At 70.8% G+C, this 25244-nt stretch carries 15 protein-coding genes; 6 read left to right on the top strand and 9 right to left on the bottom strand.

Annotated features, from left to right (window positions below; genetic code table 11):
• Positions 1 to 46 precede the first annotated feature (46 nt).
• The gene (locus tag HV826_RS02125) at positions 47 to 907 is read left to right on the top strand and encodes an FHA domain-containing protein (RefSeq protein WP_176415343.1); all 861 of its coding nucleotides are present in this window, start codon (positions 47 to 49) and stop codon (positions 905 to 907) included.
• An 8-nt stretch (positions 908 to 915) separates the two neighbouring features.
• Here the strand turns inward: HV826_RS02125 and HV826_RS02120 are convergent, their stop codons facing one another.
• From HV826_RS02120 to HV826_RS02095, 6 genes are all read right to left on the bottom strand, one after another.
• A complete protein-coding gene (locus HV826_RS02120) occupies positions 916 to 1350 on the bottom strand; it encodes a PH domain-containing protein (protein ID WP_176415342.1) in 435 nt (144 codons plus the stop codon).
• 62 nt (positions 1351 to 1412) lie between these two features.
• Positions 1413 to 2717: a tetratricopeptide repeat protein gene (locus HV826_RS02115; protein WP_176415341.1), complete on the bottom strand. Its 1305-nt coding sequence runs from the start codon at positions 2715 to 2717 to the stop codon at positions 1413 to 1415.
• 92 nt (positions 2718 to 2809) lie between these two features.
• Entirely contained in the window at positions 2810 to 4120 is a 1311-nt protein-coding gene (locus HV826_RS02110; protein WP_176415340.1) for an adenylosuccinate synthase, read from the bottom strand.
• A 12-nt stretch (positions 4121 to 4132) separates the two neighbouring features.
• On the bottom strand, positions 4133 to 7795 hold the full coding sequence (locus tag HV826_RS02105; RefSeq protein ID WP_176415339.1) for a UvrD-helicase domain-containing protein: 3663 nt from the start codon (positions 7793 to 7795) through the stop codon (positions 4133 to 4135).
• Positions 7792 to 11031, bottom strand: a complete 3240-nt coding sequence (locus tag HV826_RS02100) for a PD-(D/E)XK nuclease family protein (protein ID WP_176415338.1) — start codon at positions 11029 to 11031, stop codon at positions 7792 to 7794. Before HV826_RS02100 ends, HV826_RS02105 begins: the two co-directional genes overlap by 4 nt.
• Before the next feature lie 162 nt (positions 11032 to 11193).
• Complete coding sequence (locus tag HV826_RS02095; RefSeq protein WP_176415337.1) at positions 11194 to 12015, bottom strand: GNAT family N-acetyltransferase; 822 nt, start codon at positions 12013 to 12015, stop codon at positions 11194 to 11196.
• Positions 12016 to 12102: 87 nt separating this feature from the next.
• Here HV826_RS02095 and HV826_RS02090 point away from each other — a divergent pair, with 87 nt between their 5' ends.
• On the top strand, positions 12103 to 13011 hold the full coding sequence (locus HV826_RS02090; RefSeq protein ID WP_176415336.1) for a phosphatase PAP2 family protein: 909 nt from the start codon (positions 12103 to 12105) through the stop codon (positions 13009 to 13011).
• Between the two features lie 20 nt (positions 13012 to 13031).
• Here the strand turns inward: HV826_RS02090 and HV826_RS02085 are convergent, their stop codons facing one another.
• Positions 13032 to 13940, bottom strand: coding sequence for a metallophosphoesterase (locus HV826_RS02085; RefSeq protein ID WP_176415335.1), 909 nt, complete (start codon positions 13938 to 13940; stop codon positions 13032 to 13034).
• A gap of 195 nt (positions 13941 to 14135) precedes the next feature.
• On the opposite strand from HV826_RS02085, the gene HV826_RS02080 reads away from it, so the two are divergent.
• The gene (locus HV826_RS02080) at positions 14136 to 15728 is read left to right on the top strand and encodes an AlkA N-terminal domain-containing protein (protein WP_176415334.1); all 1593 of its coding nucleotides are present in this window, start codon (positions 14136 to 14138) and stop codon (positions 15726 to 15728) included.
• Positions 15682 to 16194 (top strand): methylated-DNA--[protein]-cysteine S-methyltransferase, encoded by a 513-nt coding sequence (gene ogt, locus HV826_RS02075; protein WP_176415333.1) that lies wholly within the window; start codon positions 15682 to 15684, stop codon positions 16192 to 16194. Before HV826_RS02080 ends, ogt begins: the two co-directional genes overlap by 47 nt.
• Positions 16195 to 16320: 126 nt before the next feature.
• On the opposite strand, the gene HV826_RS02070 is transcribed toward ogt, so the two are convergent.
• A complete protein-coding gene (locus HV826_RS02070) occupies positions 16321 to 19266 on the bottom strand; it encodes a choice-of-anchor D domain-containing protein (RefSeq protein ID WP_176415332.1) in 2946 nt (981 codons plus the stop codon).
• Between the two features lie 396 nt (positions 19267 to 19662).
• On the opposite strand from HV826_RS02070, the gene uvrA reads away from it, so the two are divergent.
• Both uvrA and HV826_RS02060 read left to right on the top strand, forming a co-directional pair.
• Entirely contained in the window at positions 19663 to 22569 is a 2907-nt protein-coding gene (gene uvrA / locus HV826_RS02065; protein WP_176415331.1) for an excinuclease ABC subunit UvrA, read from the top strand.
• Positions 22570 to 22923: 354 nt separating this feature from the next.
• Entirely contained in the window at positions 22924 to 24378 is a 1455-nt protein-coding gene (locus HV826_RS02060) for a POT family MFS transporter (RefSeq protein WP_176415330.1), read from the top strand.
• A gap of 260 nt (positions 24379 to 24638) precedes the next feature.
• Here HV826_RS02060 and HV826_RS02055 read toward each other — a convergent pair whose 3' ends face one another.
• The gene (locus tag HV826_RS02055) at positions 24639 to 25211 is read right to left on the bottom strand and encodes a DUF2087 domain-containing protein (RefSeq protein ID WP_176415329.1); all 573 of its coding nucleotides are present in this window, start codon (positions 25209 to 25211) and stop codon (positions 24639 to 24641) included.
• Positions 25212 to 25244: the final 33 nt, after the last annotated feature.

The raw sequence follows: 25244 nt of genomic DNA, 5'->3' as shown, positions 1-25244 counted from the left end.
AACCCTGGCCTCCCGAGACGGCCGGCCCGTTGCTCTCGGCTGGCTCATGCGCTTTGAATTCGAACACCTGGGCTCCACCACCCCCTTCGAGCTCGCCGATGGCATCCACCTCCTGGGCGGCGGCCCGGATGACCACATCCGGCTGGAGGGGCTGCCCCCCAGCCTTCTCAGCCTGCGCATCGAGGCGCAGCGGCTCATGGTCGAGGCCGCGCGCACCTTCTCCGTCAATGGCGTGCTCGTCCCCCCGGGGGTCCCGAGGCTGGTGATTCCCGGAGAGGCGCTGGGCCTGCCCGACGACATGGGCCTGCGCGTGCTTCAAGAGGCCGTCAGTGAGCGTGGGCTGGGCACCGTGGCGCTCCTCAAGGGACTGCTGACAGGAACGGACGAACCGGTCCCGTCGCGCGCGGCCACCCTCACCTGCCTCACGGGCCTGGATGTCGGGCGCGTCCATGCGCTCGCGGAGCCCCAGACGGACATTGGCCGAGGCAGCGACGTGGCGATGCGGCTGAGAGACCGGGCGGTGTCCAGGACACATGCGCGCGTCTTCCATGAAGGGGGAGGGTTCTCCCTGGAGGACCTGGGCAGCCCCAACGGCGTCTTCCTCAACGGCCAGCGCATCGAATCCCGGGTTCCGCTGGCGGATGGCGACGTCATCGAAATGGGCCGTTCACTGCTCCGCTTCCAGGCCGCCGTGGAAGAGCCCCCACCCCCCGCCCCACCTGCTGGCGAGCAGGAGACGCCCTCCGACACGGTCAGCCCTCCTTCCGCCGAAGCCACGGAGGAACCCACGCAAGAGGCGCCTCCCCGCGTGCCCAGGCCTCGCGGCGAATGGTGGCTGATTGGCCTGGGCGCGGTGGCGGCCTGCGCGGGAGTAACCGTCACGTGGCTGCTCGCGACGGGGAGCTGACGGCAGGCTCAGCCGGGAACGGGCCCCAGCCCCGCGCGCTCCACCAGGAGCCGGGCGAGCTGCTGATGATGCCGGAAGAAACTGGTGAAGTGGACGAGCCCCGCCTTGCCCCGGATGGCGTAGACCGTCACGGGCCCGGGCAGGACGTCGAGCTTGCGGATGTCCGCGAAGGTGAAGCGCCGCGTCCGCACCATGCCCTGGTAGGTCAGGCCCCGGGCGTCCACGACGATGTGCGTGCGCCCGTAGTACATGAGCGACACGGCGAAGAAGAGGACGAAGAAGCCCGCTGAGAGGAAGGTCTTGAGCGGGACCTCATCGAAGAATCGGAGGAGGTACACCAGCACGGCAACCCAGAGGAGACCCGCGGCGGCCATGGCCGCTGCGAGGACCCGTCGGGGTCTGAAGACCTGCCGTCCGTTCGGTTCCGCGTCGCGCCCAATCATTCATGGAAGCTAATGCTTGGGGCTGACACGGTCCACCTGCCCTCAGGCTTCCTGCCTGCCGGTCAACGCAGGCGCGCCGCCTTCTGTCGGGATTCTTCCTGGAGCTGGGGGCGGACGTCTTCGGCGGAGGAGGCGGCATAGCGCTCGTAGAGGTCGCGTGCCTCCAGCGTGCGTCCCATGGCACGGAAAGATTCGGCCAGCCCGTAAAGCGGTGACGCCGAGCCGGGCTCCAGCTCCAAGGCGTACTGATAGTCCGCCGCGGCTTCCGCGTAGCGGCGCAGGCCGATGTTGGCGCTGCCTCGCGCGACGAAGGCCACGGCCAGCATGGGCTCATGTTGGATGGCCTGGGTGAGGCTGGTCAGCGCGCCACTGAAGTCCTTGGCCCCGATGCGCTGTACGCCCTGCTCATACGCCCGGCGCGCCAGCGCGCGCGTCGTGTCGGCCACGGGGCCGGAGCCCGGCGCCTGTCCCGCGGCCTGGGGAGAAGCGCCCGCCTGCGCCAGCTTCGCCCGCGCGCGGTCGATGTTCTCCTTCGCGCTCTGCTGGATGGCCGCGTCCGTCGTGAGCGCGGTGGCACGCTCCCACTGCGCGACCGCCTGCCCGTAGTAGCCCAGCACCGCCAGCGCGTTCCCCAGCTTGAACAGGGCCTCCACGTGGCTCGCATCCGCGTGGGATGCATCCAGGAAGGCGAAGGCCGCCTCGCGGTAGCGGCGCTCCTTCATCAAGGCGTCGCCGTCACGGATGCGCGACGCCGCCAGCGCCGGGTTGGACGTCGAGGCCTCCGCGGCAGGCGCCAGCGAGGGCGGCGCGGTGGTCACCGGGAGCGGCTCGGCGCCCATGGCCTTCAGGTGCTCGGTCGCCTTGCGGACCCAGACCTGCTCTCCCTTGCGCTGCTCACGGGCGATGTACGCCTGGTACGCGGGAATCGCCTTTTCCTTCTGGCCGAGCTGACGGTAGCTCTCCCCCAGCCCATAGAAGCCGTCCGCGTCGCCGGGCTCGAGCTCGGTGTAGCGCTCGTAGGCCCGCGCCGCGGTGGCCGCGTCCCCCGTCTTGCGCGCGGCGTAGCCCAGGTTGAACCAGGCCATCTTGAAGCCGGGGTCCGCCTGCGTGGCGTCACGAAAGTGCGTGAGCGCCTCCCGCACCTGCCCCTTGCGGAAGAGCACGCTGCCCAGGCCATTGAGGGCGGCGGGATAGCCGGGCGTGTCGGACAGGGCCTCGCGGTAGGCGGCGGCCGCGTCATCCCAGCGACCACGCGCCAGCGCCGACTCCCCGCGAAGGAAGGCGGCCCGGGCCGCGGCGGACGGCTCCGCGGCGCCCAGCAGCAGGGCCGCGGACAGCGCGATGACGAACCTGCGCAAGACGACCATGACGGCTCCCGGGGTATCGACCCGGAAGCCGTAGCAGAAAAACCAGGGCCGCGTCAGCACGCCCGCGAGCGACGCCAGCCCTTCGCCTCCGCTCAGCTCCGGAACGGGTTCTGGAGCAGCACCGTCTCACCACGGTCGGCGCCCACGGAGACGCACACCACGGGGACGCCACTGACCTCTTCCACCCGGCGCACGTAGCGCTTGGCGTTCTCCGGCAGCTCGTCGAAGGTCCGCACACCGGCGATCTGCTCGTCCCAGCCCTGGAGCGTCTCGTAGATGGGCTTGACGCGCTCCAGGTCCTCGTAGTCGCCGGGCAGCTCCGTCACCTTCTGGCCGTCCAGTTCGTACGCGGTGCAGATCTGCAGCGTCTTGAGGCCGCTGAGCACGTCCAGCTTGGTGAGGGCCATGCCCCACAGGCCGTTGACGCGCGAGGCGTAGCGCAGCACCACGCCATCCAGCCAGCCGCAGCGACGGGGCCGGCCGGTGGTGGCGCCGAACTCGTCGCCCACCTTGCGCAGCTGGTCACCGGTGGCGTCGTTCAGCTCCGTGGGGAACGGGCCGCCGCCCACGCGCGTGGTGTAGGCCTTGCTGATGCCCATCGCCTTGTCGATGGCCGTGGGGCCCAGCCCCGAGCCCACCGCCGCGTTGCCCGCCACGCAGTTGGAGGACGTCACGAAGGGATAGGTGCCGTGGTCCACGTCCAGCAGCGTGCCCTGCGCGCCCTCGAAGAGGATGCGGGCGCCGCGGCGCACCTGGCCAGACAGGTAGAGCGAGGCGTCGTGGACGAAGGGCTTGAGCCGCTCGCCCAGGGCGGTGAACTCCGCCAGCACCTGCGGCACCTCCAGCTGCGGCACCGGGTCGCCCGCCCGCGCGCACAAATCCCTCAGTTCGTCCAGCGCCGCCGGCAGCCGGGCCTCGATGCGCGTGCGCAGCCGGTCCGCGTTGAGCAGGTCCCGCATGCGGATGCCGCGACGGGCCACCTTGTCCTCGTACGCGGGGCCAATGCCCCGGCCCGTGGTGCCAATGGCGCTGCCGCCGCGCGCCTTCTCGCGGAAGCTGTCCAGCAGCTTGTGCCACGGGAAGATGACGTGGGCATTGTCGGAGATGAGGAGCTGCGCGTCGTCCTTGAGGAAGCCGCGCACCTTCAGCGCGTCAATCTCCCCGACGAGGACGGCAGGGTCCACCACCACTCCGTTGCCAATCACACACGTCTTACCAGGGTGGAGGATGCCCGAGGGAATCAGGTGGAGAACGGTCTTCTGTCCGCCCACCACCAGCGTGTGGCCCGCGTTGTTGCCGCCCTGGAAACGGACGACGACCTGGGCGTGCTCGGTGAGCAGGTCAACGACCTTGCCCTTCCCCTCATCTCCCCACTGCGCTCCGATGACGACGACGTTCGGCATGGTGCTCGCCGCTTAGCACGCGGGGGGGGCCGGGTGACAGTGTTCCGCGAAGCCACAATGCAGGGCCTGGCAGGCTGCCTTCTCCCTCCCATCCCATTCACCCCTGGCCTCACCGCGTGCCACTGCCCGTGCTGCCCCCGCGAGTCGCCCGGCGGCCTCCTCCAGGCCCCTCGTCCCGGACAGCCACTCGGGCTCCGGCTGGGGCTCGCGCAGGAAGACGACTCCCACCCGCACCGGCACCCCTTCTCGCACCATCCGCCGGGCCACCAGCCCCAGGGCCGCCAGCTCGTAGGTGTACGCGGCCGCTCCCAGCGGATGACGCCCACCGTGTTTGAAGGCCACCACCACCGCCTCCCCTGAGGGTGATTCCCACAGCAGGTCCACCGCGCCCTCGACGCCCACCTCCCCCTCCAGGGCAAGCATGAAGGGCAAGCCCCGGTGAATTGTCTGTGACGGCGCCTCCGCCAGTTCACGTGCGAACGCCGACGTCAGGAAGCGCTCCACGGTGTCCAGCACCGCGCCCATGCCCTCTTCGTCCGACAGCGCGCCCGCGTCACGCAGCAGCGTCTCCAGGTGGGCCCGCCGCTCCGAAGCGTCCACCTCCGGTGCCGCCAGTCGGAGGTCGACGGCGCGGAGCAGCCGCTGCATCAGGTCCTCGGGCCGCTCGGCGGGAAGCCAACCGTCGGGCTCCACCAGCGGCGGCGCGCCACGGGGTAGCACCTCCCAGGGCCATGGCGCACCACGAAGCCCCAGCCGGTGCACGTAGTGGAAGCGGCGCGGACAGGCGATGAAGTCCTGCAGCGCCTCCGCGGAGGCCACCGCGGCGCCCAGGGATTCGGCTTGCGCGACACGCTGTCCCCGCACCCGCAGCAGCGCGGCTTCGACGCGCGCCTCGGCGAGCAACAGGGCCTCTGGACCGGGCGGCTCCGGGTCGGTCGGCGGAGGGAGCGTGTCGACGTCCAGTTCATCGACCAGGCCCCGCAGCTCGGCGTCCACTTCCAGGCGGCCGTCGATGAGGTGCCACCAGGAGTCCTTGCCACCGCGTGGCTCCGCGCCGCCCGCCAGCACCAACCTGTCCCTGGCGCGCGTGAGCGCGACGTAGAGCAGGCGGCGGTACTCGGCGTCCTCGCGCGCCTTCAGCTCCGCGCGCACCCCGTTGAAGCGGCTGGAGGTGTACTCATCCAGCGAATCCGGCACCCACGGCCGCAGGGAGATGCCATGCGTGCGCTCGAAGTGGGCGCGGCCCGAGGTGCTGCGCCTCCGGCCGCCCATGGAAGGCACCACCACCACCGGCCACTCCAGCCCCTTGGCGCTGTGGATGGTGAGGAGCTGCACCGCGCGCGGGTCGCTCGCGTCCAACAGGTCCGCCTGGGCCTCCGTCGGGTTGTTCTCCGCCAGCATCCGCAGCTCGCGCGCGAAGGCCACGCAGCCGCCCGTGCCGCGCTCGTCCCGCCGCGACGCCAGCGCCAGCAGCTTCTCCACGTTGGCGCTGGCCTGCTCCGCGTAGGGCGAACCCGCAAGCGCCTCCCGGTAGCCCGTCACGTCCAGCGCGGCCACGAGCAACGCCCTCACGCCCATCCGGTCACGCTCGCGCCTCAGGCCAGGGAGCGCGGCGAGGAAACACTCCAGGCGCTGCCGCTCTCGCTCGGACAGCGACGCCAACACCTGCGCGTCCGTCAGCCGGGGCGATGCCAAGGACAGCGGGGCGTCTCCCGCCAGTAGGAACAGCGACGCGTCCTTCAACCCCACCAGGGGTGAGCGCAGCACCGCCGCGAAGGCCAGCGCATCCTCGGCGTCCGCCAGCAGCGCGAGCAGCGAGGCCAGGTCCAGCACCTCCTGCGCGCCGTAGAAGCCACGGCCGCGCAGCACGCGGTGGGGGACACCGTGGCGGATGAGCGCCTGCCGGTACACTTCCAGGTGCGTGAAGGTCCGGAAGAGCATGGCCACGTCACCGCCTCGCGCGGGACGCAGCCCTTCGCCATCCTCGCGCGCCACGGAGGCAGGCGCTCCCGGCGCCAGCAGGCACCGGAGCCGGCGGGCAATCGCGTCCGCGTCCAGCCAGCGCAGGTCCGCCGCCGTGTCCGCCTCCTCCAACTGCAGCCGCTCCACCACCGGCGCGTCCGACAGCGATGGCCTCACCGCGGTGAGGTCGTCCTGCTCCGGGACGTAGATGACCTCGAAGGGTCGGGGCGCCCGGGAGTCGGCGGCGACGAGCACCCCCGCGAAGGCGCGGTTGAAGAACGACAGCAGCCCGGGCACGGAGCGTCGGTTGTTCTGAAGGAAGCCGCGCGTGCCACCCTCCTCCACCAGCTTCGTCGCCAGCACGGAGAAGACGGACACGTCCGCGCCGCGGAACTCGTAGATGGACTGCTTGCGGTCACCCACCGCGCAGAGGAAGGCGGGCTCCAGCGGCAGCGCCGTCACCAAATCCGCGTCCGGCGTCAGCTCGCGAGGACCGTCCTCGCGCCGCTCCGCCAGCAGCAGCACCAGCTCCAACTGGAGGCGGTTGGTGTCCTGGAACTCGTCCACCAGCAGCGCCCCGATGCGCTCCTGCGCCTGGCGGCGGAACTCGGGGTGCGCGCGGAGCAGGTCGCGCGACTTCACCAGCAGGGACGTGAAGTCCAGCACGTTGCGGCGGGACAACTCCTTGTCGTGCCGCGTCTCCACGCGCGTCAGCAGCTCGCGGAACGTCACCTCGAAGGGCGCGGTGCGCCATGCGGCCCAGGCATCATCCAACCGGGGCACAGAGCCATCGCTCTTGCCGAAGACGCGCCAGTAGAGCTCTCGCAAGGGCCCCGCGGCGCCCTTGCTGAGCCGCGCGAAGTTGCGACCGTCCGCCTTGAAGCACGCGCGCAGCCACGGGAAGCGCTCGCCCTGCCCGAAGTTCTCCGGCGTCATGCCGTTGAGCGCACGCTCCAGCCCGCCCAGCAGCCGGCTCCACTCGCCCTTCGCGTCCAGGCCCCGCGCCTCGGCGCACAGCTCCAGGCACCGAGTGATGGACAACTCCAGCTCCGCGCGCGCTTCGGCGGCGTCACTCACGGCGGCCTTCTCCGCGCGCAGCCCTTCCTCGCGCAGCTTGCCGTAGACGGCCCCCAGCGCGGCCACCAGCCCGTCGGAGAAGCCCGAGCCGGAGAAGCCCAGCTCCTGGCACAGCTCCCGGACCTGCGCGTCACCGGCCTCCAGCGCGTCCAGCACCACGCGCTCGCAGACGTCCTGCACCAGCCCCGTCGCCTCGAGCGAGTCCAGCACCTCGAAGTTCGGGTCGATTCCCACCGCGGGCGGCGCGCGGCGCAGCAACTGGCCGCACAGCGAGTGGAAGGTGCCCACCGTGGCCGCGCCCAGCTCCTCGCGCAGTTGCCGCCAGGCTTCCGGCAGCGGGAACGGCTTGTCCAGCCGCGCCAGGGACGCCCGCAGCGCCTCTTCCTGGTCCAGACGCGTCTCGCCCTGCGCCAGCCCGTCCAGGCGCTGACGGACGCGCGAGCGCATCTCCGCGGCGGCCTTGTCCGTGAACGTGAGCATGCACAGCCGTGACGGGCGCACCGCCCCACCGGCCTCGCGCGCGCCGGCCAGCAGGTGCAACGTCATGGTGACCAGGCTGTACGTCTTGCCCGCGCCGGCGCCCGCCATCAGGGCGAGGTTGCGCTCCAGCGCGAAGAGGGACGGCTCGGCGCTCATCCCCCATCCTCCGTCACGCGCCGGTCCGTAATCCGGCACACCGCGCGATAGCCACACGTCCCGCAGTCCTGGGGCCGCGCGGCGAACTGGCCTTGCCGCAGCGTGCCCACCAGCGCCTCCACCGCGTTGGGCAGGTTGAGGCCTTCCTTCTCCGCCACCTTCGCGCGGACCTCGGGGTCCTTCGACAGCAACTCGTCCAGCTCCACGTCGGAGATGACGTCGGACAGGCGGATGGCCATGCCCGTGCGCAGGGAGAACCACGCGGCCTGCCGCGCGTCCGCGTGGCCGCTCTCCCGCGCCGCGTACAGGTACAGCGGGAGCTGGAAATCCGACGTCAACAGCCGCTCCTTCAGCGAACGCTTCTCCAGCTTGCCCGACTTGTAGTCGATGACGCCCACCTCGCCGCCCGACTTGTCGAGCCGGTCGATGGTGCCCTCGAAGTAAACGGGCTCCTCGCCCGCGTGCAGCACGACGTTGCTCCACTTGTCGTCGCGGGCGGCGGGGCCGAAGCGGAACTCGAAGTTCTCCGGCGTCATCGCGTCGAAGGGCAGGCCGCGCCGCTCATCCACGAGGATTCGGCGGGCCATCGCCCGGGCCCGCTCGTGCGCCAGCTTCCACAGCTCCGGATGCCCCACGTGGTGCATGCGCTCGAAGTCCTTGATGGCGGCCTTGAGCGCGGCGTCCAGCACCTCGTCCGGAACCTCCTCCGGCGCCTTGCCCAACAACTGCTTCTCCTTCAGCGCCGCGAAGACCTCCTCCACCACCTTGTGCCAGAAGGTGCCGCGGCCCCGGGCGTCGAACTCCTCGCCCGGCACGTCCGGCTCGGCCACCTTCAGGCCATACGAGAGGAAGCCCTGGAAGCCGCAGTTGCCGAAGCGCGCCAGCGCCGACGCGGAGAGCGGCCGGGTGATGTCGAAACGGAACGTCTCGCGCAGGGACTCGCGCTGCGTGTCGACGTCCACCGAGCCGGAGTACGGGCCGGGCTGCACCTTCGGATCGCCAAAGAAGAACAGGCGCTCCAGCTCCACCTCCGACAGCTCGCGCGCGCCCGCGTACCAGGCTTCGGGCGCGAAGCGACGCCGGAGCACCGAGGCCGCCGCGTCGGGTTCGGTGACGCGCAGCTTCGGCTGGGACAGGGCTTCCAGCGCCACGCAGCGGCGCAGCTCGGACTCGGTGAGCACTTCGTCCAGCGGCGGAATGGGCGCAAGCGAGCGCGGCGACCACTTCAGCGCCGTGAGCCGGCGCACCTCCTCCAGGAACGCCGACGGCACCTGCTCCTGACCTCCCGCGGACTCCACCGCGAAGGACAGGCTGACGGTCGCCTCGGAGGCCGCCAGCGCGCTGGCGAACAGCAGGCGGTCCTCGGTGAGGCGCCACGCCGCGCGGTCGTCGAATTCGCCGCCCGTGAGCCGGAAGACGTCGCGGCCCAGGTGCTTGTTGAGCGCGGCGCGCTCCGCGTCCGCCAGCAACGGTGACGGAGCGTCACGCCCGGGGAAGCGGCCTTCCGTCAGCCCCGCGAGGAAGAGGTGCTGGAAGGAGCGGCCCGGCAGCTCGGCCACGTCGAGCACCTCGACGGCGGCGCCACGAGGTCCGCGCGGAGGAAGGTGCGCGTCCGCCATCGCGTCACGCAGCCAACGGCCAAAGGTCCGGCGGCGCATCTTCGGTCCGCCGCCCACCGCCTTCATCATCCGCGTCAGGCCCTGCACCCGCAGGCGGAGCGCTTCGCGCGCGGCGTCGTCCCGGGCCCGCGCATCCGCCGCGCGCGCGCCCAGCCCCCCCTCCTCGCGTGGCGCCAACGCGCCCTCCGAGGCCACGAGGCCCAGCCGCTCCACCACCTGCCACCACGCCGCGAGCAGCTCCACGGCGGTGCCTTCTTCGGGGATGCGGCGACAGGCCTCCACCAACATCAGACAGCGCTCACGCAGCAGCTTCACGGCGTCGGCGCGGCGGCTGTCCTGCGCCTTCCGCATCCCGCTGAGCGCGAGCAGTCGCCGGGCCAGCCCGTCCAGCCGCACGTCGTAGGCGCCCCGGCCTCGCACCGCGCCCAGCCGGTCATCACGCACGGCGGCCTGGGCGAAGAGCGTCGCGGGCGCGTCCGGACCACCGCGTGACAGCGTGGGCGCGTAGCGGCTGCCCATCAGGTCCGCCATGCGCTCGACCGGGAAGCCATCCTCCACCAGCAGCGGCAGGTCCAGCGCCAGCCGCACGGGCCCGGCGAGCCCCAGCGGCTCGCCCCAAGGGAGGCGCACCGGCACGCCCAGCTCCCCCAGCGACTCCGCGAGCCAGCCAGCCTCCGGCCCCAGCTCGCGGTACGCCACCGCGATGTCGCCGGGTGCCACGCCTTCGGCCAGCAGGCGCCGCACGTCCCGCGCCAACAGCCGCGCCTCGTCACGGGCCGTGGCCGCGCTCCACACGCGCAGGGCCGGCACCGCGTCCTTCAACACGTCGCGCGGCGCCCCAGGCGAGAAGAGGTGGCGTCCCAAGTCGATGAAAGGCCGGCCTTCAAACGTCACGTCCGCCTTGAAGAGGTCCACGTGCGTCATGGCGTCGCCGCGGTTCTCGAAGGCGCGGAACAGCGCCGTCAGCGCCGCGTCCGCCGCTGGCGAGCCACCCACCGGCGTCTCCACGCGCAACGTCACCCCGCGGGACTCACACGCCGCCGCCAACGCCAGCAGCAGCTCCAACCCCGAGGGCCGCACGTCGTACACCCCGTGCAGCACGAGCGTGCGCAGCCCCTCCCACCCCACGGGCCACGCGCCTCGGCCCAGCGCCTCGCGCGCGCCGCGCAGCACGTCCTCGCGGTCGGCGAGACAGAGCTCCGCCATCCGCTGTTCGTACAGGTGGTACAGGCGCGCAATCACGCGGACCCGGGTCCTGCGCTCCTGCGGCAGGATTTCCACCGCGTCCTGAAGCTCCCGAGCGGACAGGCGCCCGGCCTTCAGGTCCAGCACCACGTCCAACGCGGCGCGCGCGAAGGCGGGCTCTCGCACATAGTCGCCGAAGGGCGTAGGCCCCAGCTCCAACCCCAGGGAGGCCACCACCGCTCGCGCCGCCACCGCCGGGCACGGACGCCGGTTGAGCTCGCGCGCGCCGCCCATCGCCTGCAGCAGCTCCTCCCAGGTCAGCAGGTGCGCGCCCACGCTCAGTCCACTGGCGTCGCCCATGGCCCGCAACGCGGCCTGCCGCCGGCCGGCGTCGGGGAACACGTGGAGGGTGCGGCCAAAGCGGAAGGACATGCGAGGTGGACTCTAGAACGACCGGGCGGGTGACTTTCATGCTCCATTCAAGGCCCGCCGCACAGGTCATTTCCGTGCCTGCCCGGCCGCTGTCCACGTATTCCCGGTCAGTCCATCGATATCCGCGCCGGGCCCCCCGGGCTTACGGCGAGCCTCGGGGGCTCATGAACGCGCCTCCAGTGGCAGCTCCAGCTCGAGCTGTGTGAGCGGAGTCGCCCCCAATCCCGCGCCCAGGAAGAAGCGCGCCAGGGGGCCCTCCGGAACGACGGCGCTCACGGCCAGCGGCTTCCCAGGCCACCGCGCGGTCAGCGCGCCCAGGAGCCTGCGGCCAGCGCCCTGCCCCCGAGCCGAGGGCTCCACGCCCACGGACCGCACCCCCAGCGTGGGCGCCGACACGTCCGCCACCACCGCCACCGCGGGGCCCAGCCGGAACGCACGCGCGGGTAACGCCAGCCCCATGACCGTCGCGGGGGCCAGTTGCCAGGGCAACCCCTGGGGCAGCAGCCGCGCGCACTCCCACGGGTCCACTTCCTCCAGCGCGGATGCACCCGCCAAGGGCTCGGGCGTCCCCATGAAGCCCACCAGCCGGCGCACGCGCTGGAAGCCCAGCCGCTCGTAGAGCCTCACCGCGGGCGCGTTCTGTTCGATGACTTCCAGCAGCAGCCGGGTGTCGCCCCGCGCTCGCGCGTCCGCCAGCAAGGGACGCAGCATGGCGCCGCCCAGCTTGCGATTCCGCCAGGCGGGCACCACCCCCATGCCCGCCACGCGGCGCTCCCGTCCCCGGCGGGCCATCAACACGAGTCCCACGGGCTCCCCGTCCACGCGCGCGACGCGGCTCTCCTCCAGCGAGATGTGCTCGCTGCGCACGCGCGCGTCGAACAAGCCAGGGGCGTCCGGCACGGTGACGAAATAGCCCTCGAAGGCGCGGGCGAACAGCGTGGAGAGGGCGCGCAGCGACAGTTCCGACGCGGGAGTCAATTGCATGACGGGGCACGCCTCCAAAGACATGCGCGGCCGAGTCTACGCACGAAGTCATGGAACAGCGCTGGAACCCGACGGGACTGCGCCCGTATGCTGCCACCCGTGCGCCTCCCCTATCGAGCGTTTGCCATTGCCGTCCTGCTGGCCGTCGTCCCCTGCTTCCCCGCCGCCGCGCAAGACGGCTCGGACGCGCCGCGGCTCCATGAGCTCCGCTTCGACTGGACCCGGGATGGCGTCATCACCGGCGCGGCCGGCGTGTTGTGGATTTCCAGTGAGGCGTTCTTCAAGGACGACCTGGCCCCGGCGCAGTGCCGCTGGTGCGACCGCGCGCCAGATGGGACGGACCGCCTCAACCGGCTGGACCGCTGGGGACGGGGCCTCGCCGGGTCGACGCCGTCCGCACGCAAACGGGCCCACAACTGGAGCAACATCATCGGCTTCGGCGCGCTGCCCGCGGGAGTGCTCGGCATCCAGTACGCCATGGGCCAGGGCTCTGGCGCGCCGACGCGCTACTTCGCCCAGGACGCCACCATCATCGTCCAGAGCGCGGTGCTCGCCTCCCTGGCGAACCAGACGGTGAAGTTCATCGCCGGCCGTGAGCGCCCCTTCGTCCATGTGCTGCCCGAGGACCAGAAGGGCCTCACCGACCACCCCAGCGACAACAACCTCTCCTTCTACAGCGGCCACACCAACCTCGCCTTCTCACTGGTGGTGTCCGCGGGCACCGTCGCCGCGCTGCGCGGCTACAAGCACCAGGCGTGGATCTGGGCGGTGGGCGTGCCCGTGGCCACCTCCGTGGGCCTGCTGCGCATGGGCGCCGACAAGCACTACCTCACGGACGTGGCCACCGGCGCATTGCTCGGCTCGGCGGTCGGCCTCGCCGTGCCCCTGCTGCTCCATGGCCGGAAGGGCGAGGACACGCCGAGCGTCCAGTCAGGGAAGGTCCAGATGACGCCCGTGGCCAGCGCGCGGATGATGGGCATCTCCGGCACCTTCTAGCGCCGCGCCGGCGCCGCTGCTCAGAGGCCGAACTCCGCGGGGGCGCCCTCTCCCTCCGAGGCCAGCGGTGGCAGCGAGCTCATGTCCCAGCGCTGGCCAGCGGTCCATGACACGGCGCCCGACAGGCCCCAGCCCGCGCGCAGGGCCTGACGGTCCTCGTACTCCAACCAGAAGATGGACTCCTGGGATTTGGCCGCCTGGTCCAGGCAGGCGATGCGGGTGGCCGGACGCCCCGGGCCCTCCAGCGTCACCGCGAAGCCCTTGTGCGAATGGCCGCACAGCATCCACTTCGGCAACACCGTGTCCACGAGCCGCCGCGTCACGGGATTGCCAATCCAATAGGAGGGCAACGGCCTCGGCGGTGACGGGTTCTCCTCCCGCGCGCGCTGGACGATGCCTCGCGGCCACTCGTGGACCAGCATCAGGTCCACGTCGCACAAGGCCGCCACCTGCTCGACCTCCGGCGTGCGGAAGTAGCCAGCCTGCTTCACCATGTCCGGCGTGGAGGGGGGCTTCAGCGGCTGGTCGATGAACCGCGGCGCGTGGATGCCCGACAGGTACGCCACCCGCAGTCCGCTCAGCTCGCGAACGCCCGCGCGGCCCAGGTACGTCACGTTCGGCGCCAGCGTGCCGCCCTGCTGGAGGTCGTGCAGCGCCTCGAAGTCCTCGTTGTTGCCGCCAATGAAGTACAGGGGCCGCTTCACCTGCCGGAGCCCGTCCGCGTATTCCGCGAACTCGGCGGGCATGGCGCGCTTGGCGGCCTTGCGCCGGTGGTCATCCGCGCGGCGGAAGGCCTCCACGTCGCCTACCGCCAACACCAGGTCCACCCGGCGGCCTCGTGCCTGCTCCAGCGCGTCCAGCCACGTCTCCACACGGTGGAAGCGGCCATGAATGTCGCCCACGGCCGCGACAAGTAGGGGTTCCGGCATCTTGCTTGAAAGGCTGCACGCGCCATACCGCCCTGTCGAGTCGAGATCATCCCATGTCGCCAATGGCTGACAGAACGCAGCCTCTCCTGCCGGCCAATCCCCGCCTCGCGGTGGATGACGCACCCCGACCAACCCGTGCCATTGAGGTCCGAAAGCGGCCAGACAGCGGCCACCGGGTATGGGAGCTTGCCCCCCATGAACGGCCTGGACGCCAGCGCGTGCTACCGCGCGATGCAGACCCGAGATGCCCGCTTCGACGGGCGGTTCTTCACCGCCGTCCGGACGACGCGCATCTATTGCCGGCCCATCTGCCCGGCCCGGACGCCCCGGTTCGAGAACTGCAGTTTCTATCCGAGCGCCGCCGGGGCGCAGGAGGCGGGCTACCGGCCCTGCCTGCGCTGCCGCCCGGAGACGTCACCGGACCTCGCCTTCTGGCGGGGCACCTCCAACACCGTCGCCCGGGCCCTGGCGCTCATCGCCGAGGGCGGCCTGGATGACGACGGCGCCGGGGTGGAGGCGCTCGCGGACCGGCTGGGCGTCGGGGACCGGCAGCTGCGGCGGTTGTTCCAGCAGCACCTGGGGGCCTCGCCGGTGGCCGTCGCCCAGACGCGGCGCGTGATGTTCGCCCGGCAGCTCCTGCACGAGACGACCCTGCCCATGGCCGAGGTGGCACTGGCCTCGGGGTTCCGCAGCGTCCGCCGCTTCAACGACGTGTTCCGCGCGCTGTATGGACGGCCTCCCAGCGCGCTCCGCCGGAGCCGGGCCCCCGTGGGCGGTGCCGCCGCGGGTGTCACGCTCTTCATCCCCTACCAGCCTCCCTATGACTGGGACGCGATGCTGGCGCACCTGGAGACACGGGCCCTGCCGGGCCTGGAGCACCTCGAGGCCGGACGCTACCGGCGGACCGTGGCGACCGCGGGCGGTCAGGGCACCGTCGAGGTCTTCCGCGCCCCTGGACGCGACGGGTTGCTCGCGACGCTCCGCCTCCCCCAGGTTCAAGCCCTGCCCACGGTGGTGGCGCAGGTCCGGCGCGTCTTCGACGTGGGCGCGGACATGGACGTCATCCGGGAACACCTGTCCCGGGACGCGCGGCTCGCTCCGCTGGTGTCCCTGCGGCCGGGGCTGCGAGCACCGGGAGGCTGGGACGGCTTCGAGCTCGCGGTCCGGGCCGTGCTGGGTCAGCAAGTCACGGTCGCCGCGGCGCGAGGACTCGGGGCGCGGCTGGTCACCGCGTATGGCGAGCCCATGGGCGTCGAAGCAACGGGAGACGCCCGGCTGACGCGCACCTTTCCCCGGCCGGAGCGGCTGGCGCGGGAGGACTTGAGCGCGCTCGGGATGCCCGCCGCCAGGGCACGGACCTTGTCGAGCCTGGCCGCCGCGGCCGTCGCGGACCCGAGGCTGTTCCAGCCGCGCGCCACGCTGGAAGAGACGGTCGAACACTTCAAGCGCATCCCCGGCATCGGAGATTGGACGGCGCAGTACATCGCGCTGCGCGCGGTGCGCGAAACGGATGCCTTCCCTTCGGCGGACGTCGCGTTGCTGCGCGCACTCACGAGCGCGGATGGCGTGCGGCCCTCCCCGGAGGAAGCGCTCCGCCGCTCCGGAGCCTGGAGCCCCTGGCGCGCCTATGCCGCGCAGCACCTCTGGGCCGCGGATGCCGCCCGGCCCGGGCCCACACCCCACCTTCCCCATTCCCCTTCGCGACAGAGAGATGACGATGCCCCCGCCGCTGCGCTTGCTCATGGACCGCGCCCCCACGCCCATCGGCTTGATGCTGGTCGTCTGTGACGAAGCGGGCTGCCTTCGCGCGGTCGACTGGGAGGAGTACGAACCCCGGATGCTCCGGCTGCTGCGGCTCCACTACGGCGCGAACGGCCATGTGCTCGAGCCCGCGAGCGACCCGTTTGGCCGGACGACGGCGCTGCAGACCTATCTGCGCGGAGACGTCAGCATCATCGACGCGTTGCCCGTGGCCACCGCGGGCACGCCCTTCCAGCGAGAGGTCTGGCACGCGCTGCGCGACATCCCCGCGGGCGCCACCACGAGCTACGGCCAACTGGCCCAGCGAATCGGCCGCCCCAAGGCCGTGCGCGCCGTGGGCATGGCCAACGGCGCCAACCCCATTGGCGTGGTGGTCCCCTGCCACCGGGTGGTGGGGGCCAACGCGTCACTGACGGGCTACGGCGGCGGGCTGGAGCGCAAGCAGTGGCTGCTCGACCACGAGCGCCGCCATGCATCGCGCTCCGTGGCCTGAGGCGCGGCACGACGGACGCGCCGAACCGCTGTGCCAGGGCCGGATGGACTACGCGGCCATCAACGCGCTGATGCCGTCGGACGCCTCGTCCTGAGGACAAGCCACCCGGCGGCACCGTGCTCCGGCTCAGCCGCAGCCCAGCGGGTACGTGACCTCCACCAGGGAGCCCGCCTCGGGCGCAGCGGGGCGGTCGAAGAGGATGGCATTCTCGCGGGCGTCGTACTCCCAGCCGGACGTCACGCGGACGCCGTCCACGTCGACGACGACGCGGCCCGGGTCCTCCGGCGTCTCGGACAGGGGGAACTTGCGGTTCGCGCCGAAGGTGCTGTCGGAGAGCTTCTCCAGCGAGCTGGCCCAGTTCGGCGTGCAGATGCTGTCCACCACGCCGCCCGTGGCCTCCGCCAGTTGGCTGTAGCGGCTGCCCGAGCTGCTGGACGTGGGGCACCTGGCCAGGTCCGACGGCCCGACGATGGCATTGACGCTCAGCTTCGAGCGGTCGTTGCCCTTCAGCGCCAGCAGGTACGTCTCATAGAAGGACACCGGCTGCGCGCTGAAGTCCTCCTCGTCCGACACGAAGATGATGGCCAGGCGGGCGTCCTCGCGCAGGAAGCCGCCGTTGCCGTCGTTGGGCTGCGCGGTGCGCGGGTCATCCTCGTGGTAGAGCAGCGGATCCGCCAGCGCGCGGTAGGCGGACTCCAGCCCCTGCTCGTTCCAATGGCAGACGCCCACGCGGGTGTTGTTGGCGAAGACGCCCGCGGCATCCGGGGTCGCCGGGGTGATGATGCGCGGCCGGGAGCCATCCACGGGGAACAGGCGGCCATTCTCCCCGCCCTGCGCGCCGCCCGGGCACTCGGACCAGCCACCCGGAGACGGGTCCAGCCCCGTGGTGGTGACACCGATGCGGTAGTCCACCGCGGCGCCGTCCGCCGCGCTCAAGAAGGCCGCGAAGTTCTGCCCCAAGCTCTGCTGCTCCTCCATCATCGACCCCGAGTTGTCGACCACGAAGAGCACGTCCACCTTCGCCTGTGACTCCTGGAAGAAGCGGTCCGTCTGCTCCGCCTTCGTCACGCCCTGCCCCACCATGCCCGCCGTGTAGACGGAGCCATCCGCCAGGGTGAAGCGCAGCGCCGCGGCGTCATGGCCCTCATCCACCGGCGCATACGTCGCCGTCAGCGTTCGCGTGCCCTGGCCCGTCAGCGTCCAAGGCGCATTGCCGCTACCGTCCAGAGAGAACTCGCCCGCGTCCGCGTCGAACGCGACCTGGCTCACCTGGACGGGCCCGACGCACGAGTTCACGGCCACCAACTCCCGCGTGCGCGGGCCGCACGCCAGCTTGGTGACGCCGAAGTCCACCGTGGTGGGCTGCACCGCGAAGCATCCCACCACGCCCTCGCCCCGCAGCTCCACCAGCGGGTGCCCCTGCGTAGGGCTGTTCACCCAGGCCTCGGCCAGCCCGGAGAAGCCGCCCTCCTCGGACGGCTTGAAGCGGACCACCAGCGTCGCCTTCGCGCCCGGCTCCAGCACGCCGTTGCGCACCGGAGCCGCGGAGAAGCCCCCGTCAGACCCCTGGGCGAGCTGCATCGACGCCAGGTAGCACGCCTCCGCGCCCGTGTTCCGCAGCGTCACCCCCAGCGCCACCTCCGCGCCCACCGGCACCTTGCCGAAGTCCAGTTGCTGGGGCAGCGCGTACTGGCACGGCGCGAACACCTGGCCCCGGCCCTCCAGCGCCACCGCCTCCGTGGCCGCGGAGCCGCTGTCACGCACCGTGACGGAGAGCTGTCCCTGGCTGGCGTCCGGGTTCCCCGCCTTGGGCCGGAAGGTGACGCTCACCCGGGCATTCTGCCCCGCGGGCACCATCACGCTGGCGGGCGCCTGGGCCAGGGTGAAGTAGCCGCCCTGCTGCGTGTCGAGCTGGAGGTCGGTGACACTCACGTCCTCGCGGCAGCGGTTGTAGACGGTGACCTCCCGCGTCGCCGTCATGCCCTCCGCCACCGTGCCAAACGCCAGCCGCCGGGGCAGCACCGTCACGCACGAGCCGCCGCCCTCGCCCGCCAGCGACACCTTGGGGCCCGGGGCGCTGGAGCCCTGCTCGCGCACGCCAATCTCCACCCGCCCGTCGCGCACCTTGCCCACCGCCGCGGGCGTGAAGGCCACGCGCAGCTCCACCGCCGCGCCCGGTGCCAACTGCCCGTTGGCCACCACCGGCTCATTGGCGATGTGGAAGACGCCCTCCGAGCTGTCCACGAGCTGCGAGCCCGAGAAGCTCAACGGCTGCGTGCCCTGGTTGCGCACGGTGATGACCTGCTCCGCCGTGGCCCCCAGCGCCACGCGCCCGAAGTCCACGCGCAGCGGCGTCACCTCCAGCTTGGACGCCACGCCCGTGCCCATCAGCGGCACCACCGCCGGCTCACACCCGTCGCACACCACCACGTGCAGCGCCGCCTCGGCCGCGCCCAGCCGGCGCGGGGCATAGGCCACCGGCACCATCAACGCCTCGCCCGGCGCCAGCGAGGAGGGCAGCCCCTGCCCGGCGGTGAACTGGTCGGCGTCCGCGCCCTGCACCGACAGCGTCAGCGGACTGTCCACGTCCGATGGGTTGCGCACCGTCACCTCGCGCATCTCCACCAGGCCCATGGCCACGTTGCCGAAGTCGAGCGCCTCCGAGGGCACCTCGAGGAAGGCCTTCACGCCGCGGCCCGACACCGGCACGCGCCCGCCGACCTCCGCGTCGGTGAGGATCTCCACCACGCCCTGAATCTCGCCCTCCACCCGCGGCAGGAAGTGGATTTCAATGTCCTGTTCCCCCCCCGCGGACAGGGTGAAGGGCTCGAAGGGGGGAATGTCCACGTTGGGCACGCTGGAGACGGCGCCTTCCACGCGATAGGAGGCCCGGCCCGCGTTGGCGATTCGCAGCTTGAACGTCTTGGTATGCCCCAGCGCCGCGGGGCCGAAGTCCACAATCTCCGGCCGGACAACAAAGGCGCTCTTCGCTTTTTGAGAGGCGGGCCGCTCACACGCGACCCCTGTCACCATCGCCACCACCAACGCCACCAGCCCAAACGCCCCGCGCATAACGTCCTCCCCGCCCCACCGGGAGACGCCAGGAAAACACCCTGGTTCACCTCACGGCTCAGCGGGGGGCCCTCTGCAACCCCGGTGCCCGGTCCGCCCACAGAGTGGTGAGGGGGGCTCCGACGCGGCAACCCGCTGGCCTCGCAGGGAAACGCCAGCGCCCACCCGGGAAATGTGGGTGTCCTCTCGCAGGACACTCCTGAAATTCCTTCAGGAACTCCAGGTGCCACACAGACGAATCCTCCGTCCGGGCGGGGCAGGCAGCCGGGCCTCCTCGCCTGAGAGGTCGCCAGATGTGGGATGCAGCGCGCAACCCAGGACGTTTCCCTGCATCCAGATGGGTTCCAACGTGTTTCCCCCTACCGGAACGCATATTCAGTGGTAGATCGCCCGCCCATGTCCGAGCCCGACGTCATTTCCCTCAGAGGCGCCAAGGAGCACAACCTCAAGAACGTCTCCTTGGACATTCCCAAGAAGAAGCTCGTCGTCTTCACCGGCGTGTCCGGTTCGGGCAAGAGCTCGCTCGCCTTCGACACTCTCTATGCGGAAGGCCAGCGCCGCTACGTGGAGAGCCTCTCCGCCTATGCCCGGCAGTTCCTGGGACAGATGGAGAAGCCGAAGTACGACACCATCCGCGGCCTGTCGCCCACCATCTCCATCGAGCAGAAGGCGGCCAGCAACAACCCCCGCTCCACGGTGGGCACCGTCACGGAAGTGCACGACTACCTGCGCGTGCTCTACGCCTCCATCGGGGTGCAGCACTGCCCCACCTGTGGCGTGAAGGTGGGCAAGCAGAGCGCGCAGCAGATTGTCGACGAAATCCTCAAGGCCCCCGCGGGCACCAAGCTCCAGGTGCTGGCGCCGCTGGTGACGAACCGCAAGGGCGAGCACAAGGACCTGCTCGCCGAGGCCCAGAAGCGAGGCTTCTCCCGCGCCCGCATCGACGGCGCGCTCAAGAGCCTGGAGGAGCGCATCGAGCTGGACAAGAAGTCCAAGCACGACATCGCGCTCGTCATTGACCGCGTGGTGCTCAAGCCGGACGTGAAGACGCGCCTCACCGACTCCGTGGAGACGGCCCTGCGCGAAGGCAAGGGCACGCTCATCATCACCGACGAGAAGGGCACGCTCGCCTCCGACCGGGTGATGTCCGAGCTCAACGCCTGCTCCAAGTGCGGCCTGTCCTTCGGTGATTTGACGCCCGCGTCCTTCTCCTTCAACAACCCCCTGGGCATGTGCACGGACTGCAACGGCCTGGGCACCAAGCCGGAGATGGACCCGGACCTCATCGTCCCGGACACGTCACGCAGCATCCGCGACGGCGCCATTGAACCGTGGGCCGGCAGCATGAACCGCGGCGAGGGCTGGACGGCCGACTTCGTGGAGAGCCTGGCCAAGGCCTTCAAGATTGACCTGGACGTGCCCTACGCGAAGCTGACCAGGCGAGAGAAGGACACGCTGATGTACGGCGCGGGCGGCAAGTCCTTCACCGTCGCGTGGGGCGAGGGCGGCAAGTACAAGATGGAGTGGGAGGGCCTGGTCGAGCGCATGATGCGCAACTTCAAGACGACCACCTCCGAGGCGCGCCGCACCGAGCTCCAGAAGTACTTCAGCGACAAGCCCTGCCCGTCCTGCAAGGGCGAGCGTCTGAAGCCGGAGAGCCGCGCGGTGAAGGTGCACGGGCGCAGCATCGTCGAGCTGAGCCGGCTGACCATCTCCGACTCGCTGGGCTTCCTGGGCGACATGGCCCTGTCCGCGCACGAGCGGAAGATCGCCACCGAGCTCTTGAAGGAGATTCGCAGCCGCCTGTCCTTCCTGGTGGACGTGGGCCTGGGCTACCTGATGCTGGACCGGACCGCGTCCACGCTGTCGGGCGGTGAGAGCCAGCGCATCCGGCTGGCGTCGCAGATGGGCAGCGAGCTGACGGGCGTCATCTACATCCTGGATGAGCCCTCCATCGGCCTGCACCAGCGCGACAACGGCAAGCTGCTGCTGACGCTCAAGCGCCTGAGGGACCTGGGCAACTCCGTCATCGTCGTGGAGCACGACGAGGAGACGATGGAGGAGGCGGACTGGCTGGTGGACTTCGGGCCGGGCGCGGGCGAGCTGGGCGGCCAGGTGGTGGCCCAGGGCACGCCCGCGGAGGTCATGGCGAACGAGGCCAGCTCCACCGGCGCGTACCTCTCCGGGCGGAAGGAAATCGAGGTCCCCCAGGAGCGCCGCGAGCCTGACCCGAAGCGCAAGCTGGTCATCCAGGGGGCGAAGGAGAACAACCTGAAGAACGTGGACGCGGAGATTCCGCTGGGCGTCTTCAGCGCGATCACCGGCGTGTCCGGCGCGGGCAAGTCCACGCTCATCAACGAGATTCTCTTCCCCGCCCTGGCGCGGCACCTCTACGAGCGCCGCGAGTCCCCCGGCAAGCACAAGGCCGTGCTGGGCATGGAGCACCTGGACAAGGTCATCGACATCGACCAGCGCCCCATTGGCCGCACCCCGCGCAGCAACCCGGCCACGTACACCAAGCTCTTCGACAACATCCGCGAGGTGTTCGCGATGACGCCCGAGGCGCGCGCGTTCGGCTACGGGCCGGGCCGCTTCAGCTTCAACATCAAGGGCGGCCGCTGCGAGGCGTGCGAGGGCGACGGCGTGAAGCTGGTGGAGATGCACTTCCTGGCGGACGTCTACGTGCCCTGCGAGGTGTGCGCCGGCAAGCGCTTCAACGAGGCCACCCTGCGCGTGCGCTACAAGGGGAAGAACGTCGCCGAGGTGCTCGACATGAGCGTGCGCGAGGCGATGGAGCACTTCGGCGCGCACCGCGACATCATGCGCGTGCTGCAGACGCTCCATGACGTCGGCCTGGGCTACATCCGCCTGGGACAGCCCTCCCCCACCCTGTCCGGCGGCGAGGCCCAGCGCATCAAGCTGGCCCGCGAGCTGGCGCGCGTGGCCACCGGCCGCACCCTCTACATCCTCGACGAGCCCACCACCGGCCTGCACTTCGAGGACATCCGCAAGCTGCTGGCCGTGCTCAACCGGCTGGTGGAGGCGGGCAACAGCGTGCTCGTCATCGAGCACAACCTGGACGTCATCAAGAGCGCGGATTGGATCATCGACCTGGGCCCCGAGGGCGGCGCGGGCGGTGGCCTGATTCTGGCCGCCGGCACGCCCGAGCAGGTCGCCGAGGTCGAAGGCAGCCACACCGGCCGCTACCTGGGCCACGTGCTCACCAAGGCCCGCAGGGCCCGCGTGGGCGTGCGCGTGGACGACCCGGCGCCCGCGCCCGTGAAGAAGGGCGCGCGGGGCTGACGACGCACCGCGCAATGCCTCCTGGGAAAATGGAGCGGGGGGGCGGGGGTGCCTTCATTCACCCCCATCCCCCCGCACCACCTTGGAGGAAAGACATCATGTGAAATGATAGGGGCATTCCAATTCCTGTCAAACCCAGCCAGGCAACTTGAGTTGTATCAATAAACACACACGCCCACCGGAATGACGCAGGCAGTCGGGCGGGAGATTTCCGGCGTGGGTGCGGCCAGGGAAGCGCCGGGTGGCGCGGCGGGGCCCATCCGTTCGGTGGAGTCCCGGCGGCGCGTTGGGTAGGGTGCGGCTTCTCGGAATCTAGGAGCCCCCACCTTTCGTCACCAGGGAGCACCCCGTCGTATGGCCCAGGCAACCGCCGCGCAGCGCAGCAAGTTCCCGCCGCAAATCCCCTTCATCATCGGCAACGAGGCGTGTGAGCGCTTCAGCTTCTACGGGATGCGGAACATCCTCACGGTGTTCCTCATCGACTACCTGCTGCGCACGCAGATACCGGACACCGCGCTGCGCGAGGCCGAAGCGAAGAGCCTGATGCACACGTTCATGGCGGGCGTGTACTTCTTCCCGCTCATCGGCGGCTACCTGGCGGATCGCTTCTTCGGGAAGTACCGCATCATCCTGGGGCTGAGCCTGGTGTACTGCCTGGGCCACGCGTGCCTCGCCGTCTTCGAGGACAGCGTCCCGGGGTTCTTCACGGGCCTGGCGCTCATCGCCATTGGCAGTGGCGGAATCAAACCCTGCGTGGCGGCCATGGTGGGGGACCAGTTCAACGAGTCCAACAGCCACCTGGTGAAGAAGGTCTTCGCCATCTTCTACTGGACCATCAACTTCGGCTCGTTCTTCGCGTCGCTGTTCATCCCCCTGCTGCTCACGCACTTCGGGCCGTCGGTGGCCTTCGGCATCCCCGGGGTGCTGATGTTCATCGCGACGTTCATCTTCTGGCTGGGCCGTCACAAGTACGTCCGGGTGCCGGCCACGGGCGCCAACCCGCACAGCTTCCTCAAGGTGGTGGCCAGCGCGCTGCGCAACCGGGGCCAGGGCGGCGGCTGGCTGGACGGCGCGAAGCGGGAGCACCCCGAGGAGGCCGTGGACGGCGTGAAGGCGGTGTTCAAGGTGAGCGCGCTGCTGCTCCCCTTCGTGCCCTTCTTCTGGATGCTCTTCGACCAGAAGGCTTCGACGTGGGTGGTGCAGGCCCGGGCCATGGACCCGCAGGTGGGGCCGTTCACCTTCCAGGCCAGCCAGATGCAGTTCGTCAACCCGCTGCTGGTGATGCTGCTCATCCCCTTCCTGACGGCCGTCGTCTACCCGGCCTTCCAGCGCTTCGGCTGGGAGCTGACGCCGCTGCGGCGCATGCCCCTGGGGCTGGTGGTGGGCGCGCTGTCATTCATCATCGCCGGCATCTTCCAGGTGACCATGGAGGGCGGCACGACGCTGAACATCGCGTGGCAGATTCTCCCGTACATCGTGCTGACGCTGGGCGAAATCCTGATGTCCACCACGGGCCTGGAGTTCGCGTACACGCAGGCCCCGCGGGAGATGAAGGGCACCATCCAGAGCGTGTGGCTGGTGACGAACACGCTGGCCAACGTGGCGGTGGCCATCAGCTCCAAGCTGAACGTCTTCACCGGCTCCGGGCAGTTCTTCTTCTATGCCGGCTTCGCGCTGCTGGCCGCCGTGGGCATGGCCCTGGTGGCCCGCCGCTACGTGGTCCGCGACTACTACCAGACGTCCGCGCCCATCCCCACCGAGGAGCGCACCGCCGCCGGTGTGACGCCGGACTCGGCGAAGTCCGCGTAGGGCGCCGAGCCCCCGCGTCAGGAGGCATGCAACGCCGGCGCACCCGAAGCCGGGCGCGCCGGCGCTCACGTGTTCCAGGGCGCCCACGGCACCGCGCATGGGCGCCAGTTGCGCGTGCCGCCCATGCGCGCAGCGCACGCGCCTGGCCGCCACGCAGGCTCCCGGGGGCCCCGCGAAGGGCTGCGCCCGGGCCCCTGCCCCGTTGCCGTTGTCACGAACACCACCGCCGCAAGGACGGCGGCGGCATCCGGACCGGCAGGCTAGACTGAGAGGACCGCGCGCCCGCGCGCCGCCAGCCGGTACACACCACGATCGCGCGCCATGTATCCGGCCATGACCCACTCGCGACGCACGCTGCAGAAGTCATCAAAGATCGCGCCGATCATCTGATTGAGCTCGGCCTCCCGGTACTCCTCTTGCGCCGGGATTCGGCGGAGGAGCTCCTCGAGCACCAGCTCCTTCTTGCGCCGCTGCACCGGGAGCGCGTTCAGGCGAGGGCCATTGAAGAACGCGCTCAACACGCCGCGGGTCTCGCTGTCGACCTCGGCGGCCGTCGCGGCGCCACGCACCCGCTTCGGTGGTGAGAGCTGTATCGCCACGCGCTGCAGCCGACTGAGATCCGCGATGAAGCGGACCTTCGAGTCAGTGGTCGCGACGAGCAGACCAGCGCTCTCGAGCTTCCGGAGCTGATGGGCCGCGCTCTCGATATCAATCGAGAGCAGCGACGTCAGCTCCGAGAGCGTCCGCGGCGCGTCAATGAGCGCGGCAATCATGCGGAGCCGCGTCGAGTCGGCAAGGCTCCGCAGTAGAACACTCACCTCTTCGAGATCCACGTCCCCCGCCATGCGCTACGGGTACCATCGCGC

It is taken from the genome of Myxococcus sp. AM010 (genome assembly GCF_013372585.1).
Classification (GTDB): Bacteria; Myxococcota; Myxococcia; order Myxococcales; family Myxococcaceae; genus Myxococcus; species Myxococcus vastator.
This window is presented reverse-complemented; position numbering and strand designations above follow the sequence as displayed.

Bases quoted from the DNA above. Each gene is read 5' to 3' on its own strand.
- HV826_RS02125 (WP_176415343.1), top strand. From the start codon at position 47: ATGCGCTTTGAATTCGAACACCTGGGCTCCACCACCCCCTTCGAGCTC.
- HV826_RS02120 (WP_176415342.1), bottom strand. From the start codon at position 1,350: ATGATTGGGCGCGACGCGGAACCGAACGGACGGCAGGTCTTCAGACCC.
- HV826_RS02115 (WP_176415341.1), bottom strand. From the start codon at position 2,717: ATGGTCGTCTTGCGCAGGTTCGTCATCGCGCTGTCCGCGGCCCTGCTG.
- HV826_RS02110 (WP_176415340.1), bottom strand. From the start codon at position 4,120: ATGCCGAACGTCGTCGTCATCGGAGCGCAGTGGGGAGATGAGGGGAAG.
- HV826_RS02105 (WP_176415339.1), bottom strand. From the start codon at position 7,795: ATGAGCGCCGAGCCGTCCCTCTTCGCGCTGGAGCGCAACCTCGCCCTG.
- HV826_RS02100 (WP_176415338.1), bottom strand. From the start codon at position 11,031: ATGTCCTTCCGCTTTGGCCGCACCCTCCACGTGTTCCCCGACGCCGGC.
- HV826_RS02095 (WP_176415337.1), bottom strand. From the start codon at position 12,015: ATGCAATTGACTCCCGCGTCGGAACTGTCGCTGCGCGCCCTCTCCACG.
- HV826_RS02090 (WP_176415336.1), top strand. From the start codon at position 12,103: ATGCTGCCACCCGTGCGCCTCCCCTATCGAGCGTTTGCCATTGCCGTC.
- HV826_RS02085 (WP_176415335.1), bottom strand. From the start codon at position 13,940: ATGCCGGAACCCCTACTTGTCGCGGCCGTGGGCGACATTCATGGCCGC.
- HV826_RS02080 (WP_176415334.1), top strand. From the start codon at position 14,136: ATGAACGGCCTGGACGCCAGCGCGTGCTACCGCGCGATGCAGACCCGA.
- ogt (WP_176415333.1), top strand. From the start codon at position 15,682: ATGGACCGCGCCCCCACGCCCATCGGCTTGATGCTGGTCGTCTGTGAC.
- HV826_RS02070 (WP_176415332.1), bottom strand. From the start codon at position 19,266: ATGCGCGGGGCGTTTGGGCTGGTGGCGTTGGTGGTGGCGATGGTGACA.
- uvrA (WP_176415331.1), top strand. From the start codon at position 19,663: ATGTCCGAGCCCGACGTCATTTCCCTCAGAGGCGCCAAGGAGCACAAC.
- HV826_RS02060 (WP_176415330.1), top strand. From the start codon at position 22,924: ATGGCCCAGGCAACCGCCGCGCAGCGCAGCAAGTTCCCGCCGCAAATC.